This window comes from Burkholderia sp. FW306-1C-G01B, from assembly GCF_058781685.1.
Map to the genome: position 1 here is coordinate 44,135 of NZ_JBYSWZ010000020.1, position 16,142 is coordinate 60,276.

The 16,142-nt window shown below is 68.6% G+C and carries 13 protein-coding genes and 1 pseudogene; 8 read left to right on the forward strand and 6 right to left on the reverse strand.

Annotated elements, in window-relative coordinates; all coding sequences use genetic code 11:
- Positions 1-35 precede the first annotated feature (35 nt).
- The 7 genes from rho to AC3WLY_RS31215 all read left to right on the forward strand — a co-directional run bounded on the left by rho (position 36) and on the right by AC3WLY_RS31215 (position 8,109).
- Positions 36-1,298, forward strand: a complete 1,263-nt coding sequence (rho, locus tag AC3WLY_RS31185; RefSeq protein ID WP_006753675.1) for a transcription termination factor Rho — start codon at positions 36-38, stop codon at positions 1,296-1,298.
- Positions 1,299-1,429: 131 nt separating this feature from the next.
- Positions 1,430-1,930: a MerR family transcriptional regulator gene (locus tag AC3WLY_RS31190; RefSeq protein WP_492308742.1), complete on the forward strand. Its 501-nt coding sequence runs from the start codon at positions 1,430-1,432 to the stop codon at positions 1,928-1,930.
- On the forward strand, positions 1,927-3,483 hold the full coding sequence (locus AC3WLY_RS31195) for an MFS transporter (RefSeq protein ID WP_425130751.1): 1,557 nt from the start codon (positions 1,927-1,929) through the stop codon (positions 3,481-3,483). The genes AC3WLY_RS31190 and AC3WLY_RS31195 overlap by 4 nt, the downstream gene beginning before the upstream one ends.
- Before the next feature lie 38 nt (positions 3,484-3,521).
- Positions 3,522-4,355 (forward strand): M90 family metallopeptidase, encoded by an 834-nt coding sequence (locus AC3WLY_RS31200; protein ID WP_492308743.1) that lies wholly within the window; start codon positions 3,522-3,524, stop codon positions 4,353-4,355.
- Between the two features lie 157 nt (positions 4,356-4,512).
- Positions 4,513-4,773, forward strand: a complete 261-nt coding sequence (locus AC3WLY_RS31205) for a type B 50S ribosomal protein L31 (RefSeq protein WP_006753671.1) — start codon at positions 4,513-4,515, stop codon at positions 4,771-4,773.
- A 145-nt stretch (positions 4,774-4,918) separates the two neighbouring features.
- Positions 4,919-6,751 (forward strand): ArnT family glycosyltransferase, encoded by a 1,833-nt coding sequence (locus tag AC3WLY_RS31210; protein WP_175960917.1) that lies wholly within the window; start codon positions 4,919-4,921, stop codon positions 6,749-6,751.
- 2 nt (positions 6,752-6,753) lie between these two features.
- Positions 6,754-8,109 carry an MATE family efflux transporter gene (locus AC3WLY_RS31215; protein WP_492308744.1) on the forward strand — a complete coding sequence of 452 codons (1,356 nt, stop codon included), beginning with the start codon at positions 6,754-6,756 and terminating at the stop codon, positions 8,107-8,109.
- An 11-nt stretch (positions 8,110-8,120) separates the two neighbouring features.
- On the opposite strand, the gene lipA is transcribed toward AC3WLY_RS31215, so the two are convergent.
- The 6 genes and pseudogenes from lipA to AC3WLY_RS31245 all read right to left on the reverse strand — a co-directional run bounded on the left by lipA (position 8,121) and on the right by AC3WLY_RS31245 (position 13,677).
- Positions 8,121-9,086, reverse strand: coding sequence for a lipoyl synthase (gene lipA, locus AC3WLY_RS31220; protein ID WP_492308745.1), 966 nt, complete (start codon positions 9,084-9,086; stop codon positions 8,121-8,123).
- Positions 9,087-9,088: 2 nt separating this feature from the next.
- The gene (locus AC3WLY_RS31225; RefSeq protein WP_175960920.1) at positions 9,089-10,204 is read right to left on the reverse strand and encodes an acetoin dehydrogenase dihydrolipoyllysine-residue acetyltransferase subunit; all 1,116 of its coding nucleotides are present in this window, start codon (positions 10,202-10,204) and stop codon (positions 9,089-9,091) included.
- A 4-nt stretch (positions 10,205-10,208) separates the two neighbouring features.
- Positions 10,209-11,213: an alpha-ketoacid dehydrogenase subunit beta gene (locus tag AC3WLY_RS31230; protein WP_072437216.1), complete on the reverse strand. Its 1,005-nt coding sequence runs from the start codon at positions 11,211-11,213 to the stop codon at positions 10,209-10,211.
- A 54-nt stretch (positions 11,214-11,267) separates the two neighbouring features.
- On the reverse strand, positions 11,268-12,251 hold the full coding sequence (locus AC3WLY_RS31235; RefSeq protein WP_492308746.1) for a thiamine pyrophosphate-dependent dehydrogenase E1 component subunit alpha: 984 nt from the start codon (positions 12,249-12,251) through the stop codon (positions 11,268-11,270).
- 101 nt (positions 12,252-12,352) lie between these two features.
- A pseudogene (locus AC3WLY_RS31240) lies at positions 12,353-12,559 on the reverse strand (SDR family NAD(P)-dependent oxidoreductase); the annotation flags it as partial.
- Positions 12,560-12,618: 59 nt separating this feature from the next.
- Positions 12,619-13,677, reverse strand: coding sequence for an ATP-NAD kinase family protein (locus tag AC3WLY_RS31245; RefSeq protein WP_492308747.1), 1,059 nt, complete (start codon positions 13,675-13,677; stop codon positions 12,619-12,621).
- 537 nt (positions 13,678-14,214) lie between these two features.
- Here AC3WLY_RS31245 and AC3WLY_RS31250 point away from each other — a divergent pair.
- Positions 14,215-16,131, forward strand: coding sequence for a sigma-54-dependent Fis family transcriptional regulator (locus AC3WLY_RS31250; RefSeq protein ID WP_492308748.1), 1,917 nt, complete (start codon positions 14,215-14,217; stop codon positions 16,129-16,131).
- The last annotated feature ends 11 nt before the right edge of the window (positions 16,132-16,142 follow it).

A 16,142-nucleotide genomic window follows, 5' to 3' on the forward strand; every position in this document is an offset into this window, starting at 1 on the left:
CTTTCGTCGCTTCTCCTCCCTGGCGGGTTCTCCGTATGCATTTATCCGAGCTCAAGTCTCTGCACGTGTCCGAACTGATCGAAATGGCCAATGGCCTCGAGATCGAAAACGCGAACCGCCTGCGCAAGCAGGAGTTGATGTTCGCCATTCTTAAAAAGCGCGCCAAGACGGGAGAGACGATCTTCGGCGACGGTACGCTCGAAGTGCTGCCGGACGGCTTCGGCTTCCTGCGCTCGCCGGAAATGTCGTACCTCGCGAGCACCGACGACATCTATATCAGCCCGTCGCAGATCCGCCGCTTCAACCTGCACACCGGCGACACCATCGAAGGTGAAGTCCGCACGCCGAAGGACGGCGAGCGCTACTTCGCGCTGGTGAAGGTCGACAAAGTCAACGGGCAGCCGCCCGAGGCCTCGAAACACAAGATCATGTTCGAGAACCTCACGCCGCTGCACCCGAACAAGCCGCTGGCGCTCGAACGCGAGATGCGCGGCGAAGAGAACGTCACGGGCCGCATCATCGACATGATCGCGCCGATCGGCAAGGGCCAGCGCGGCCTGCTGGTCGCGTCGCCGAAGTCGGGCAAGACCGTGATGCTCCAGCACATCGCACACGCGATCAAGCAGAATCACCCGGACGTCGTCCTGTTCGTGCTGCTGATCGACGAGCGCCCCGAAGAAGTGACCGAAATGCAGCGCTCGGTCGCCGGCGAAGTCATCGCGTCGACGTTCGACGAACCGGCCACGCGTCACGTGCAGGTCGCCGAAATGGTGATCGAGAAGGCCAAGCGCCTCGTCGAAATGAAGCACGACGTCGTGATTCTGCTCGACTCGATCACGCGTCTCGCACGCGCATACAACACCGTGATCCCGGCATCGGGCAAGGTGCTGACGGGCGGTGTCGACGCGAACGCACTGCAGCGTCCGAAGCGCTTCTTCGGCGCGGCGCGCAACATCGAGGAAGGCGGCTCGCTGACGATCATCGGCACCGCGCTGATCGAAACCGGCAGCCGCATGGACGACGTGATCTACGAAGAGTTCAAGGGCACCGGCAACATGGAAGTGCACCTCGAGCGCCGCCTCGCGGAAAAGCGCGTCTATCCGTCGATCAACCTGAACAAGTCGGGCACGCGTCGCGAGGAAATGCTGATCAAGCCCGAGATCCTTCAAAAGATCTGGGTGCTGCGCAAGTTCATCCACGACATGGACGAAGTCGAGGCAATGGAATTCCTGCTCGACAAGATTCGCCAGACGAAGAGCAATTCCGAGTTCTTCGACCTGATGCGTCGCGGCGGCTGATCGCCCCGCCCCGCAACGAACGGCCGCCCGCGCATCCTGCCCGGCGGCCGTTTTTCGGCCCCAACCTGAACGTGAACGTACAGGTTGATCTATAATCGCGTCATCGCCCCGATCGAATCCCCCGCCTCCCGATGCCGAACGACGCCTCCACCCCGCTGCTGACCGTGAGCGACGCCTCGTCGCGGCTCGGCGTCACGCCGCGCACGCTGAAGTATTACGAAGAGCGCGGGCTCGTCACGCCGTCGCGCAGCGAAGGCCGCTACCGCCTCTACGACGAAGCCGACCTCGAACGCTTCGCGCGCATCCTGCGGCTGCGTGCGCTCGGCTTCTCGCTGCACGGCATCACCGAAATGCTGAAGCGCCCGCTGGAAGAAACGGGCGACGGACGACGCCGCTATTCGGATGCGTCGCTGCGCGACATCCGCACCGGCCTCGCCGAGCAGATCGACACGCTCGACCGGCGAATCGCGGCCGTCCAGCGCGAACTGAAGGAAGCCGTCGCGCTGCGCAAGGAACTGCAGCACGACATCGATTACGTCGAGCGGCGTCTCGCCGGCGAAAACCCCGATGCGCTGATCGCGCAGCGGCGGGCCGAAGCCGCCACGCGGCGCACTCGCAAGGATCGCGAATGAACGCGGTGCCCGGCCGCTCGCCGCTGTGGAGCCGCGCGAACCTGCGCGCGGACCTGTTCCCGTGGGCGCTCGCGCTCGTCACCGGCATCGACTACTTCGACAACGCGGCCTTCTCGTTCTTCGCGAGCTACATCGCGGGCGGCATCAACGCATCGCCCGACGAACTCGTGTGGTCGTCGAGCGCGTACGCGGTCACGGCCGTGCTCGGCATCCTGCAGCAGCAATGGTGGGTCGACCGGCTCGGGCATCGCCGCTACGTCGCGGGCTGCATGCTGATGTTCTCGTTCGGCGCGATCGCGGCCGCGCTCGCCGACACGTCGCTGGAACTCGCGTTCGCGCGAGGTTTCCAGGGCTACTTCATCGGCCCGATGATGGGCGCGTGCCGGATCATGATCCAGATCAGCTTCAAGCCGCGGGAACGGCCGCCCGCGACGCGCGCGTTCCTGATCATGATCCTGCTCGGCAGCGCGCTCGCGCCGATCGTCGGCGGGCTGCTCGTCGCGCATTCGACGTGGCGCGCGCTGTTCGCGTGCACGGCGCCCGCCGGCATCGCGTTCGCGATCCTCGCACTGCTCACGCTGCCCGATTCGGGCAGGACGCCCGACGACGAACGCGGCTCCGGGCACTTCTGGCCGTATGTCGTGTTCGCGCTCGCGCAAGGAGCGCTGCAGATCGTGCTGCAGCAGGTGCATTACCAGCTCTACAGCGGCTCGCCGACGCTGATCCTGCTGACGATCCTGGGGATCGGCGCACTCGCATGGTTCGCGTATCACCAGTGGCATCACCCGACGCCGCTCGTGCGGCTGCATGCGTTCCGCGAAAGGACGTTCCAGGTCGGGCTGCTGCTCTACATGTTCTATTACTACGAGACGACGGGCTTCAGTTACCTGACATCGCGGTTCCTCGAAGGCGGGCTCGGCTATCCGGTCGAGAACGCCGGGCGCCTGGTCGGCACGATGTCGCTGATCTCGGCCACCGCGCTGTTCGCGTACCTGCGCTACGCGAAATTCGTCACGCACAAGAAGTGGTTCGTCGTGCCGGGGTTCGCGATCGCCGTCACGGCCGCGCTGTGGATGACGCGGATGACGCCGCAGGTCGGCGAAGCCGCGTTGATCGTCCCGCTGCTGCTGCGCGGGCTGCTGCTGCTCTTCATCGTGCTGCCGGTGGCCAACCTGACGTTCCGGATCTTCGCGATCGACGAGTACACGCACGGCTACCGGCTGAAGAACATCGTGCGGCAACTGACGATCTCGTTCGCGACGTCGTCGGTGATCATCGTCGAGCAGCATCGCGTGGCCGTGCACCAGACGCGGCTCGTCGAGCGCGCGAACGTGTTCGACCCGATGTTCCAGCAGACCGTCGACGCCCTGACGCGCAGCTATGCGGCCGCCGGGCACGCGCTGAACGAAGCGCACGGCCTCGCGATCGCCGCCATCGCCCGCATGGTCGCGCAACAGGCATCGTTCCTCGCGTCGCTCGACGGCTTTTACTTCCTGGCGGGGGTCGCGCTCGTCGGCGGCCTCTTCGCGGCATGGCAAAAAGAGATCGATTGAGTTAAAAGACAGGCTTTGGATTTCCGTCCGCAGCCTCCATGCTCTCGAAACTGACCCGCTGGTTCGACGACCGCCGCCGCGACCGCGCGCTGCGCAGCCACCCGATCCCCGACGCGCTGTGGCAGGACACCGTCGCGCGCCTGCCGTTCCTCGCGACGCTGGCGCCCGACGCGCTCGGCCGGCTGCGCGAGCTGACGAGCCTGTTCATCGCGAAGAAATCGTTTTCGACCGCGCACGGGCTCGAACTGACCGACGCGATGATCGTCGCGATCGCCGCGCAAGCCTGCCTGCCGGTGCTGAATCTCGACCTGTCGCTGTACGACGGCTGGGTCGGCGTCGTCGTGTATCCGGGCGAATTCGTGATCCGCAAGACCGTGCAGGACGAGGACGGCGTCGTCCACGAAGTCGAACAGGATGCGAGCGGCGAGGCATGGGAAGGCGGCCCCGTGATCCTGTCGTGGGAAGACGCGCAGATGACGGACGGCCATGACGCGTACAACGTCGTGATCCACGAGTTCGCGCACAAGATCGACATGGTCAACGGCGCGGCCGACGGCTATCCGCCCCTTTTTCGCCGCTGGCACGCGCCGCACCTCGACGCGCAGGCGTGGGCCGACGTGTTCGAGCATGCGTACGACCAGTTCTGCGCACGCGTCGACGCGGTGCCGGACCGCGCGTGGGCGCGCTTCGAGCGGGAATCGCTGATAGATCCGTATGCGGCCGACCACCCGTCGGAATTCTTCGCGGTATGCAGCGAAGCGCTGTTCGTGCGGCCGAAAGCGTTCGAGTCCGAATTTCCGGAGCTGTACCGGCTGCTCGCCCGCTATTACCGGCAGGATCCGGCGGGCACCGGCGCGCTCGACACACCGTGAAAATTATTCGTCAACCATCTGATTTTCTGGCATAATCGCCGTTTTTCGACCTTAGGCAAGTGGCTCGCGCCGGGCTTGGCGTCGTCCGGTATGCGCAATGTGCGCGCTCCGGCACGGCAAGCGGCGGGTTGGCTACCGCTCTCACCAAGGAAAGACCATGAAAGAAGGCATCCACCCGAACTACCGCGAAGTCGTCTTCCAAGACATGTCGAACGGCTTCAAGTTCATCACGCGCTCGACGATCCAGACGCGCGAAAACATCGAACTCGACGGCAAGACCTACCCGCTCGCCAAGATCGAAGTGTCGTCGGAATCGCACTCGTTCTACACGGGTCAGCAAAAGATCATGGACACGGCAGGCCGTGTCGAGAAGTTCAAGAACAAGTTCGGCGTACGCGCCAGCGGCAAGGCGAAGTAAGCTTCGCACCGCATCCGGTGGTTGCAACGCACCGGTATCGCACAAAAAGGGCAGCCCAGGCTGCCCTTTTTTGTCTCTGCTCGCCGGAAAAGCGCCGGCCGGCGTCCGGGCAACGACCTGACGCGCAACAGCCGGCGCGTCTACAATGCCGGATGCTCGAAACCGGCTCGACCGTGCGCACCCGCGCCGGCCGCCCGCCCATAACAAAACGCTCATCTGCATGAAGCCTGTCGTCCGTCTCACCGCCTCCGCCACGCGTGCGCTGCCGCGCTGGCTGCTGCTCACGCTCTGCTTCGTCTACGCCGCGTTCGGCCTGTTCGGCCGCGACCCGTGGAAGAACGAGGACGCGGCGGGCTTCGGCGTGATGTGGACGATGGCCAAGGGCGGCTGGCACGACTGGCTGCTGCCGAACCTGGTCGGCAAGTTCATCACGACCGACGGGCCGCTCGGCTACTGGCTCGGCGCGCTGTCGATCCGCGGCCTCGGCCCATGGGTCGATGCGAGCAACGCGTCGCGCGTCGACACGGGCGTGCTGTTCTGCGTCGCGTGCGCGTTCGTCTGGTACGCGGCCTACCTGCTCGGCCGGCGCGCCGAGGTCCAGCCGTTCAAGTACGCATTCGGCGGCGAGCCGGAACCGCGCGACTACGGCCGCACGCTCGCCGACGGCGCGCTGCTGGTCCTCGTCGCGTGCTTCGGCCTCGCGGAACGCGGGCACGAGACGACGCCGCAGCTCGCGCAGTTCGCGTGGATCGCGATGCTCGTCTATGGGATCGTGCGCGGCATCGACAAGCCGATGCAGGGCGCGCTGTGGTGGGGCCTCGCGATCGGCCTCGTCGCGCTGTCCGGCAACCCCGTGCTGGTCGTCGCGCTGCTCGCCGGCACCGCCGCGCTGTGGCTCGTCACGCCCGAGATGCGCAACCTGCGCCTGCCGCTGGTCGGCGTGCCGCTCGCGGCCGCGATCTTCGCGCTGTGGCCGCTTGCCGCGTTCGTCGCGGCGCCCGACGACGCCGCGTGGTTCTTCAACCAGTGGATCCACGGCAGCCTGATGCGCTTTTCGGGCCCGCCGACCGCCGTGCTCGCGTATGCGGCGAAGAACCTGCCGCTGTTCACGTGGCCCGCGTGGCCGCTCGCGATCTGGGCGTGGTGGAGCTGGGCCGGCATGCGCCGCCGCGCGCACATCGCGATTCCGCTGTCGGTCGCCGTGCCGCTCGTCGCGCTCGTGATCCTGCAGAGCCAGCAGTCGAACCGCATGTACATGCTGCTGCTGCCGCCGCTCGCGGTGCTCGCGACGTTCGCGCTGCCGACCCTCAAGCGCGGCGCAATCAACGCGTTCGACTGGTTCGCGGTACTGAGCTTCACGATCCTCGGCACCTTCGTATGGCTCGTATGGCTCGCGTCGCTTACGGGTTTCCCGCATCCGCTCGCGCGCAACCTCGCGCGCCTCGTGCCGGGCTACGAACCGCATTTCAAGATCCTGTCGTTCATCTGCGCGGTGATCGTCACCGTGTGCTGGTGCGTGCTCGTGCGCTGGCGCGTCTCGCGGCAGCCGAAGGTGCTGTGGCGCAGCGTCGTGCTGTCGGGCGCCGGCACCACGCTGATGTGGGTGCTGCTGATGACGCTGTGGCTGCCGATCGTCAACTACGGCCGGACCTATCGCGATGTCGCGCAACAGATCGCGCTGCACCTGCCGTCCGACTACGAGTGCATCTCGCCGGTGCGGCTTGGCGATGCGCAGATCGCGACCTTCGCGTACTTCGGCAACATGCACTTCGATTTCTCAGGCGACTGCGACGTGATCCTGCGTCAGGACCGTTCCGACTTCGGCGAGCCGAGCGCGATGTCGCAATACGTGTGGCGTCTCGTGTGGGAAGGCCGCCGCGTCGCCGACCGCGACGAACGTTTCCGCCTGTACGAGCGCATCGAACGGCCGAAGACGCCCGTCAAGCGGCGCCCGCCGCGCCGCCAGGCAGCCGATTGACGATGTTCGGCGACATCCGCCGGATCGTCGGTCTCGCGTGGCCGGTGCTGGTCGGCCAGCTCGCGATCATCGCGTTCGGCGTGATCGACACGGCGATGGTCGGCCGCTACTCGGCCACCGATCTCGCCGCGCTCGGGCTCGGCTCGTCGATCTACGTGTCGATCTACATCGGCCTGACGGGCATCCTGTCCGCGCTGCAGCCGATCACCGGGCAACTGTACGGCGCGCGGCGCTATGCCGAGATCGGCGAGGACGTCCGCCAGGCGCTGTGGCTCGCGCTGCTGCTCGCGGTACCCGGCTTCCTGCTGCTGCATTTTCCCGAGCCGCTGCTGCGCGTCGCGCACGCGCCCGCCGCGCTGCACGAGCGCACCGTCGACTACCTGCGCATCCTGTCGTACGGGCTGCCCGCCAGCCTCGTCTTCCGCATCTACAACGCGCTGACCAACGCGGCCGGCAAGCCGCGGCTCGCGATGACCCTGCAGATCGGCGCGCTGCTGCTCAAGTTTCCGCTCAACGTGTGGTTCATCTTCGGCGGGTTCGGCGTGCCGGCGCTCGGCGGCCCCGGCTGCGGGCTTGCCAGCACGCTGATCAACTGGGCGCTCGCGCTGATCGGCTATACGCTGCTCGCGAAGCTCGACGTGTTCGCGCCGCTCGCGATCTTCTCGCGCTTCTGCTGGCCAGTCTGGGAACGCCAGAAGGCGATCCTGAAACTCGGCGTGCCGATGGGCCTGTCGTACCTGATCGAGGTCACGTCGTACACCTGCATGGCGCTGTTCATCGCGCAGTTCGGCACGACGACGCTCGCCGGCCACCAGATCGCCGGCAACATCGGCGCGGTGCTGTACATGACGCCGCTGTCGATCGGCGTGGCGGCCTCGACGCTGGTCGCGCGCGCGCTCGGCGCCGGACGCCCCGAAGAAGCACGGCTGCTCGGCCGGCACAGCGTGATTTTCGCGTGCGGCGTTGCCGCGACATACGGCGTGCTCGTCTTTACGCTGCGCCCACTGATCGTCAGCGGCTATACGCCGAACCCGGCCGTCGCCGCGGCAGCGATGCCGCTCGTCGCGATCGTCGCGTGCTACCACGTGTTCGATGCGCTGCAGGTCACGTCGGCGTTCGTGCTGCGCGCGTACAAGGTCGCGATCGTGCCGACCGTGATCTATGCGGTCGCGCTGTGGGGCGTCGGGCTCAGCGGCGGCTACGTGCTCGGCTTCGACGTCGGCGGCATCGCGCCCGCATGGCTGACCGGCGCGCGCGGCTTCTGGTTCGCGAACACGGTCAGCCTGATGCTCGCGGGCGCCGGGCTCGTGTTCTACCTGCGCCACGTAAGCCGCGCACACGTATCGGCCCAGGCCTGACGCACCGCCCGCTACGCATCCGCCAGCACGTCGGCCGCGTGATAGGACGACCGCACGAGCGGACCGGCAACGACTTCCCTGAAACCGAGCGCCAGCGCCTCGTCGCGCCATGCGGCGAATGCATCCGGGCTCACGTAGCGCCGCACCGGCAGATGGTGCTCGGACGGCGCCAGATACTGGCCGAGCGTCAGTACGTCGACTTCGTGCGCGCGCAGGTCGCGCAACGTGTCGCGCACCTCGTCGTCGCGCTCGCCGAGCCCGAGCATCAGCCCCGACTTCGTCACGAGCGTCGGCCGCGCGGCCTTCGCCTGCGCGAGCAGTTCGAGCGAGCCGCGATAGTCGGCGCCCGGCCGCGCCGCGCGATACAGCGACGGCACCGTCTCGATGTTGTGGTTGAACACGTCCGGCCAGGCCGACGACAGCGCGTCGAGCGCGCGCGCCACACGGCCGCGGAAGTCAGGCGTCAGCACTTCGACGCCGATACCCGGCACGCTCGCGCGCACCGCCGCGATGCACGCGGCGAAATGCGCGGCGCCGCCGTCGCGCAGGTCGTCGCGGTCGACCGACGTGATCACGACGTAGCGCAGCCCGAGCGCCGCGGCCGCATCGGCCAGCCGCGCGGGCTCGTCGGGATCGAGCGGCTCGGGACGGCCGTGCGCGACGTCGCAGAACGGGCAGCGCCGCGTGCACAGCCCGCCCATGATCATGAAGGTCGCGGTGCGCTGCGCGAAGCATTCGCCGATGTTCGGGCACATCGCCTCCTCGCAGACGGAATGCAGCCGATGGTCGCGCAGCACGGCCGCCATGTCGGCCACCGCCGCGCTCATCATCGGCCGCGCGCGCAGCCACGGCGGCTTCGGCAGCGCCGCGCCGGCCGCGGGCTCGACGCGCACCGGAATGCGCGCGAGCTTGTCGCGGCTTCTCGCGCCCGGCTGGCCGAGCGCCGTGAGGCTGGGTCGTTCGAACGCGGCGGCCATCGTCAGTCTCCGAGAAACGCGACGATCAGGCGGTTCACGTCGGCGGCCGCCTCCATCTGCACCATGTGCCCGCTGCCGGCGATCACCTCGGCGCGCACGCCGTCCGGCAAGCCCCGCGCGTGCTGCGCGGGGATCACCTGGTCGCGCTCGCCCCAGATCACGAGCGTGCGCGGCGCGAGCGACGCGAGCCGGTCGCGGAACACGCGCCGCTGCGCCGCGCCGTCGAACGCGGCGTTCGCGATTTTCTCCAGCGCGGCCTGCACGCCTTCGAGCCGCTTGTACTTGACGAGATCCTCGACGAGCTGCCGCGTCACGAGCGCGTTGTCCGCGAACAGCGCACCGAGGTGCGGCTTCAGCGTGTTGCGGCTGTTGCCGGCGACGAAGCCGTCGATATAGACGCGGTTGATGTCGGTGCCGAGCCCGGCGCTCGCGATCAGCGTCAGCGACGCAACGCGCTGCGGCGCGCGTTCGGCCGCAGCCATCGCGACCGCGCCGCCCATCGAATGGCCGATCAGGTGCGCGCGGTCGATGTGCTGCGCATCGAGCAGCGCGAGCACCGCGTCGGCCAGCTCGTCGAGGCTGCCCGTGTCGACCGCCTTGCCCGACTCGCCATGACCGGGCAAGTCGAGCGCCCATACGGGCCGGTGCGCGGCGAGATCCGCGTGATTGAACAGCCAGTTGTTCAGGTCGCCGCCGAAGCCGTGGATCAGCACGGCGGGCGTGCCCGCGCCGTCGCCGAGCTTCAGGAAGCGCACCGTACGGCCGCCGATCTGCGCCTTCTCGGGCTGCGGGCCCGCCGCTTCGTCTGATGCCGCGCTCGGCACGAAATCGCGCTGGAACTCGGCGATCGCCGCATCGATGTCGGCATCGCTCGCGTCGGCCGCCGCGACGACGCCGAGCAGCGCGCCGACCGGCAGCGTTTCGCCTTCCTGCGCGACCTGCCGGCGCAGCGTGCCGTCGAACGCGCATTCGACGCCCGACGAGATCTTGTCGGTCTCGACGTCGAGCACTTCGTCGCCCTTCGTCACGCGTTCGCCGATCGCCTTCAGCCAGCCGTTGACCTGCCCCTGCTCCATCGACAGCCCCCACTTGGGCATCGTGATCATGTGAATCGACATCGTGTCAGCTCCTCGTCTTCAGGACCGCCTGCGCAATCGCATCGGCGGACGGGATATACAGGTCTTCCAGCACGCTCGCGAACGGCGCGGGCGTATGCGGCGCGGTCACGAGCTCGATCGGCGCCTTAAGCGTTCGGAACGCGCGCTGTGCGACGAGCGCGGCGATGTCGGTCGCGATCGAGCAGCGCGGGTTCGCTTCGTCGACGACCACCACGCGCCCGGTGCGCGCCGCGCTTTCGAGAATCGTTTCCTCGTCGAGCGGCGACGTCGTGCGCAGGTCGATCACGTCGACCTGGATACCGTCCTTCGCGAGCTTCGCGGCCGCATCCATCGCGAGATGCACCATCCTGCCGTACGTGACGATGGTCGCGTCGTCGCCGTCGCGCATCACGTTCGCCTCGCCGAACGGAATCGCATAGGACTCCTCCGGCACGTCGCCCTCGCGCGTGTAAAGCAGCTTGTGCTCGAGGAAGATCACGGGATCGTCGTCACGGATCGCCTGGATCAGCAGCCCCTTCGCGTCGTACGGCGTCGACGGGCACACGACCTTCAGCCCCGGGATGTGCGTGAACAGCGACGTGAGCATCTGCGAGTGCTGCGCGGCCGCGCGCAGCCCGGCGCCGTACATCGCGCGGATCACGACCGGCGTCACCGCCTTGCCGCCGAACATGTAGCGGAATTTCGCGGCCTGGTTGAAGATCTGGTCGAAGCACACGCCCATGAAATCGATGAACATCAGTTCCGCGACGGGCCGCATCCCGCACGCGGCCGCGCCGACCGCCGCGCCGATGTAGCCGCCTTCGGACAGCGGCGTATCGAGCACGCGCCCCGGAAACTTGTGGAACAGCCCCTTCGTCACGCCGAGCACGCCGCCCCACGCGTCGTCCTCGCCCGGCGCGCCCGCGCCGCCCGCATTGTCCTCGCCCATCACGATCACGCTGTCGTCGCGCGCCATCTCCTGCGCGAGCGCCTCGTTGATCGCCTGCGAATAAGTAATCTTCCTTGCCATGTCTGTCTCCTGGAATGTTCGGTTCGCCGTGCCGGCTGCGGTGTCAGGCCGCGCTCACGGATACGACACGTAGACGTCGGTCAGCAGGTCGGCCGCGTCGGGCAGCGGCGCGGCCTTCGCCTGCGCGACCGCGTCGTCGATCAGCGCCTTCACCTGGGCGTCGACCGCGCGCAGGTCGTCGGTCGCCAGCGCTTCGGCGCGCACGACGCGCGTCTCGAAATGCTTCAGGCAGTCCTTCTCGTCGCGCAGCTTCTGCACCTCGCCGGGTGCGCGGTAGGTCTGCGCATCGCCCTCGAAATGGCCGAAATAGCGCGTGAACTTCACCTCGACGAGCGTCGGGCCGCCGCCGTTGCGCGCACGCTCGACGGCCTCGCCGAGCGCTTCGTGCACCGCGAAGAAGTCGAAGCCGTCGACGATCACGCCCGGCATCCCGAACCCGTTCGCGCGATCGGCGATGTTGTCGGTCGCGACCGACCAGCTCGACGACGTCGCTTCCGCATAGCCGTTGTTTTCGGCTACGAAGATCGCAGGCAGCCGCCACACCGACGCGAGGTTCATCGATTCGAAGATCACGCCCTGGTTCGACGCACCGTCGCCGAAGAAGCACACGCCGACGCCGCCGGTCTTCCGGTGCTTCGCCGCGAGCGCCGCGCCGCACACGAGCGGGCCGCCCGCGCCGACGATCCCGTTCGCGCCGAGCATCCCCATCGACAGGTCGGCGATGTGCATCGAGCCGCCCTTGCCGTGGCAGACGCCGGTCTTCTTGCCATAGATCTCGGCCATCATCCCGCGCACGTCGACGCCCTTCGCGATGCAATGGCCGTGGCCGCGGTGCGTGGTCGCGACGTAGTCGGCGAGGCCGAGGTGCAGCATCGTGCCGACCGCGGACGCCTCCTCGCCCGCGTACAGGTGAACGAAGCCGGGGATTTCTCCGGTCGCGAATTCGACGTGCAGGCGCTCCTCGAATTCGCGGATCGTGCGCATCAGCCGGTATGCGTCCAGCAGCTTGTCCCTGCTGAGCTGGGTCGAAACGGTCATGTGTGTCTCCTGGGTAGGTCTGACTGCGAATGCCGCCGCGGCCGTGCCGTGGCGACGGATTGCACGGCCTGCGGCCGTCAGTGGAACGTGAAGCCGCCGTCGGCGGCCTGCGTGACGTCGACCTTCGCGACCGCCGCCCGGCGGCCGGACGCGCGCACCTCGCGCGCGGTGGCGTCGAGCGCGTCGTCGAGCAGGTCGGCCAGCAGGATGTCGGCGCCCGCGCCGGCGAGCGTCAGCGCAATGCCGCGGCCGATGCAGCGCGCGCCGCCCGTGACAATGGCGACCAGTCCTTCGAGTGGGGCTGTCATGGCAATGTCTCCTTGATGTTCGTTATGGATGTCGAAATGTCGTTCGGAAAAACGGAGGCTCAGTTGCGCCATGCGCCGGCATCGCGCAGCAATTGCCGCGAAGACGCGTAGCGCAGCGTGCGGCCGACATCGACCGTCAGCGGCCCGCGCCAGTCGAGCGAAATCTCGTAGCGATCGCCGCGCGCAACCTCGATCTCGCGCTCGCCGTCGAACGCGAGCGTGCCGCGCTCGAACGGAATCGTCTGCCACGCGCCCGGTTCGAGCCGCTCGCAACTGCGCATCACGACGCGGTCGACGCGGCCCGGTGCAATCGGCGCGACGAGCGGCGTGCCGGCCGTCGTGCCTTCGTCCGCGAAGCGCATCGCGAGCCCGTGCGGCGCGCTGCGCTCGAGCGGCGCCCATGCGCCGCCGAGCGCGGACAGGCCGATGCCGTCCGGTTCCGCGAACGTCAGGTAGAGCGAGTCGATGTCGTCGGGCCCCGAAATCGCGCGGGCGCCGATGAAGCGCTGTCGCGCCGCGCACACGTCGACGAGCGCAATCTCTTCGCGCCCCGGCTGTGCACCCGCCACGCAGCGCACGACGAGCCGCTTGTTGCGCGTGAACGCAACCTCCGCCGGCACGGCGCCGGTCGCGGCGAGTCCGGCCGCGACGCCTGCGACGGTCGCCTCGCGATGTTCGGGAAAGGCGTTGTTGGTGCCGGTGGACAGCGCGACGAGCGGCGTCGCGCCGCAACACGCGGCAACCGCGCGATGGGTGCCGTCGCCGCCGAGCACGACGATCAGCGCCACTTCCATCCGGTGCAGGTACGCGGCGCCGGCCTGCGTGTCGGCGACGGTATCGGTGATCGGCAGGTCGACGAACTCGACCTCGGGCCAGCGCTCGTGCGGCGCGACCGCGCGATGCGTATCGAGCGCGCGCAGCAGCAGCGTCGCGATGCCCGTCCGGTCGCGCAGCGTCAGCACGCGCTCGACGCCCATCGCGCCGAGGCCGGCCAGCAGGCGCACGATCATGTTCGCCTTCTCCGCCGTCGGAAACACGGATGCATGCGTCGTGAGGCGGCGGATGTCGCGCCCCGATGCGGGGTTCGCGATCACACCGACGGTAACGGGCGTCGTCACGGGTTTGTCTCCATCCAGTTGACCGGCACCGGCGCATTGGCGCCCGCTCCGGCCCTGCCTGTTTCGTCCGCTGCCATCGACGGGCTGCGGATCGTCGTCGCCGACGCGACTGCGCCGAACTTGCCCGTGATCTCTGCAAGCGGCGTGCCATCGTGTGTGCAATGACCGCGAAACCCGCGCGCACGCTGGCGCGGCGGGCATGCACGTGTTCCGGGTTCGCGACCGTGACGACGCAGCGCGTGGCGAATCCACCCGTGCGTCTCACGTCGTCGTCGCGACGACGCGCTCGTCGCGGCGCCTGCGCAAGCGTGCCGCGCTGCCTGCAAACCCTGCGTTGATGCGGCGTGGCGCATGCCGCGACAAGCCGGACGACCGCTGCGCGCCACGCATGCGGGCGTCTCAACCGCGCGAGACCGGGCGAGAGACACATGAGACGAACGTCTCACGCGTGCTGCGTGCTGCGATGCAATGTGATCCGCCGGACCGGATGTGCTACAAGAACATCGAATTCCCCGCCGTACGGAACCGGAGTCGACCATGCCCTACGCCGTCCCCCAGGCCCAGCACGCCGACCGTGTACTCGGCGCGCTCGCCGGACGCCTGCCCGCGCCGGCCGATTCCGCGCGCCTCGTGTCGTCGTGGCAACGTTCGCTGGAGCGCTACTGTCTCGATCCCGCCTCGTCGATCGGCCCGCGCGTGCTGACCGCGTCCGAGCTGCGCGAAGTGCGCGACAAGGAGGAAGCTTTCCTGCGCGCGTCGGGCCAATGCCTGACGCGGCTGCACGACATGATCCGCGTCGCCGACTACTGCGTGATGCTGACCGACGCGCACGGCGTGACGATCGACTACCGGATCGACCGCGAGCGCCGCAACGACTTCCGCCATGCCGGGCTGCACATCGGCTCGTGCTGGTCGGAAAGCGAGGAAGGAACGTGCGGCGTCGCGAGCGTGCTGACCGATCTCGCGCCGATCACCGTGCACAAGACCGATCACTTTCGCGCGGCGTTCACGACACTCACCTGCAGTGCAGCGCCGATCTTCTCGCCGGGCGGCGAACTGATCGGCGTGCTCGACGCGTCGGCCGTCCATTCGCCCGACGGCCGCGACAGCCAGCGCCTCGTCTACCAGCTCGTGCGGCAAAGCGCGGCGCTGATCGAGGACGGCTACTTCGTGCACAGCACCGCGCAGCACTGGATATTGTTCGGGCATCCGAACCGTCACTACGTCGAAGCGCAACCCGAGTGGCTGATCGCGTTCGACGAATGCGGCAATATCGTCGCCGCGAACCGGCAGGCCCGCGACGCGCTGCCGGCGCTGCGCGAACCGCGCCATATCGACGAGATCTTCGACGCAACCGAGATGCCGCTGCGCGATGCCGCGCGGCTCGACACGATCGTCGCGCTGCGGCTGCGCGCGACCGGCGCACCGCTCTATGCGCGGCTGCGTGCGCCGCTACGACGCGCCGGCCGCGAGCCCGGCACGGTATCGCGGCGCGCGGGCACCGCGCCACGCCACGTCGGCGCGCTGACGCCGTTCCTGCACAGCAGCGACGCGCACATCGCGCAACAGGCAGAGCTCGTGCTGCGGGTCGCGAGCAAGCGGCTGCCGATTCTCGTGCTCGGCGAGACCGGTGCGGGCAAGGAAGTATTCGCGCGCGCGATCCACGACGCCGGTGCGCGGCGCGCGCGGCCGTTCGTCGCCGTCAACTGCGGCGCACTGCCGGAAGCGCTGATCGAGAGCGAACTGTTCGGCTATGCGGCCGGCGCGTTCACCGGCGCACGCAAGCACGGCGCGCGCGGCAAGATCGCGCTTGCCGACGGCGGCACGCTGTTTCTCGACGAAATCGGCGACATGCCGCTCGCGCTGCAGACACGGCTGTTGCGCGTGCTCGCCGACGGCGAGGTCGTGCCGCTCGGCAGCGACACGCCCGTGCGCGTCGACCTCGACGTGATCTGCGCGACGCACCGCGATCTCGCGCGCATGGTGGCCGACGGCACGTTCCGCGAAGATCTGTATTACCGGCTGAGCGGCGCGACGTTCGAACTGCCGCCGCTGCGCGAGCGCGCAGACGTGCGCGACGTGATTGCCGCCGTGTTCGCCGAGGAAGCGCAGGCGACCGGCCACGTACTCACGCTCGACGCGACGCTCGCCGAACAGCTCGCCGCCTATCCGTGGCCCGGCAACGTACGGCAGCTGCGCAACGTGCTGCGCTATGCGTGCGCGGTGTGCGACACAGCGCGCGTGACGCGGCGCGACCTGCCGGCCGACCTCGCCGCACGGCTCGGCGGCGCCCCGGCCGGCGCACTGCCCGACGACGAGCGCGGCCGCATCGTCGCGGCGCTCACCGCGCACCGCTGGCGGCCCGACGCGGCCGCGCAGGCGCTCGGCATCTCGCGCGCGACGCTGTACCGGCGGATCGCGAAACACCGGATCGTCGCGCCGCACCGCGCTTGACGCGCGGGCGC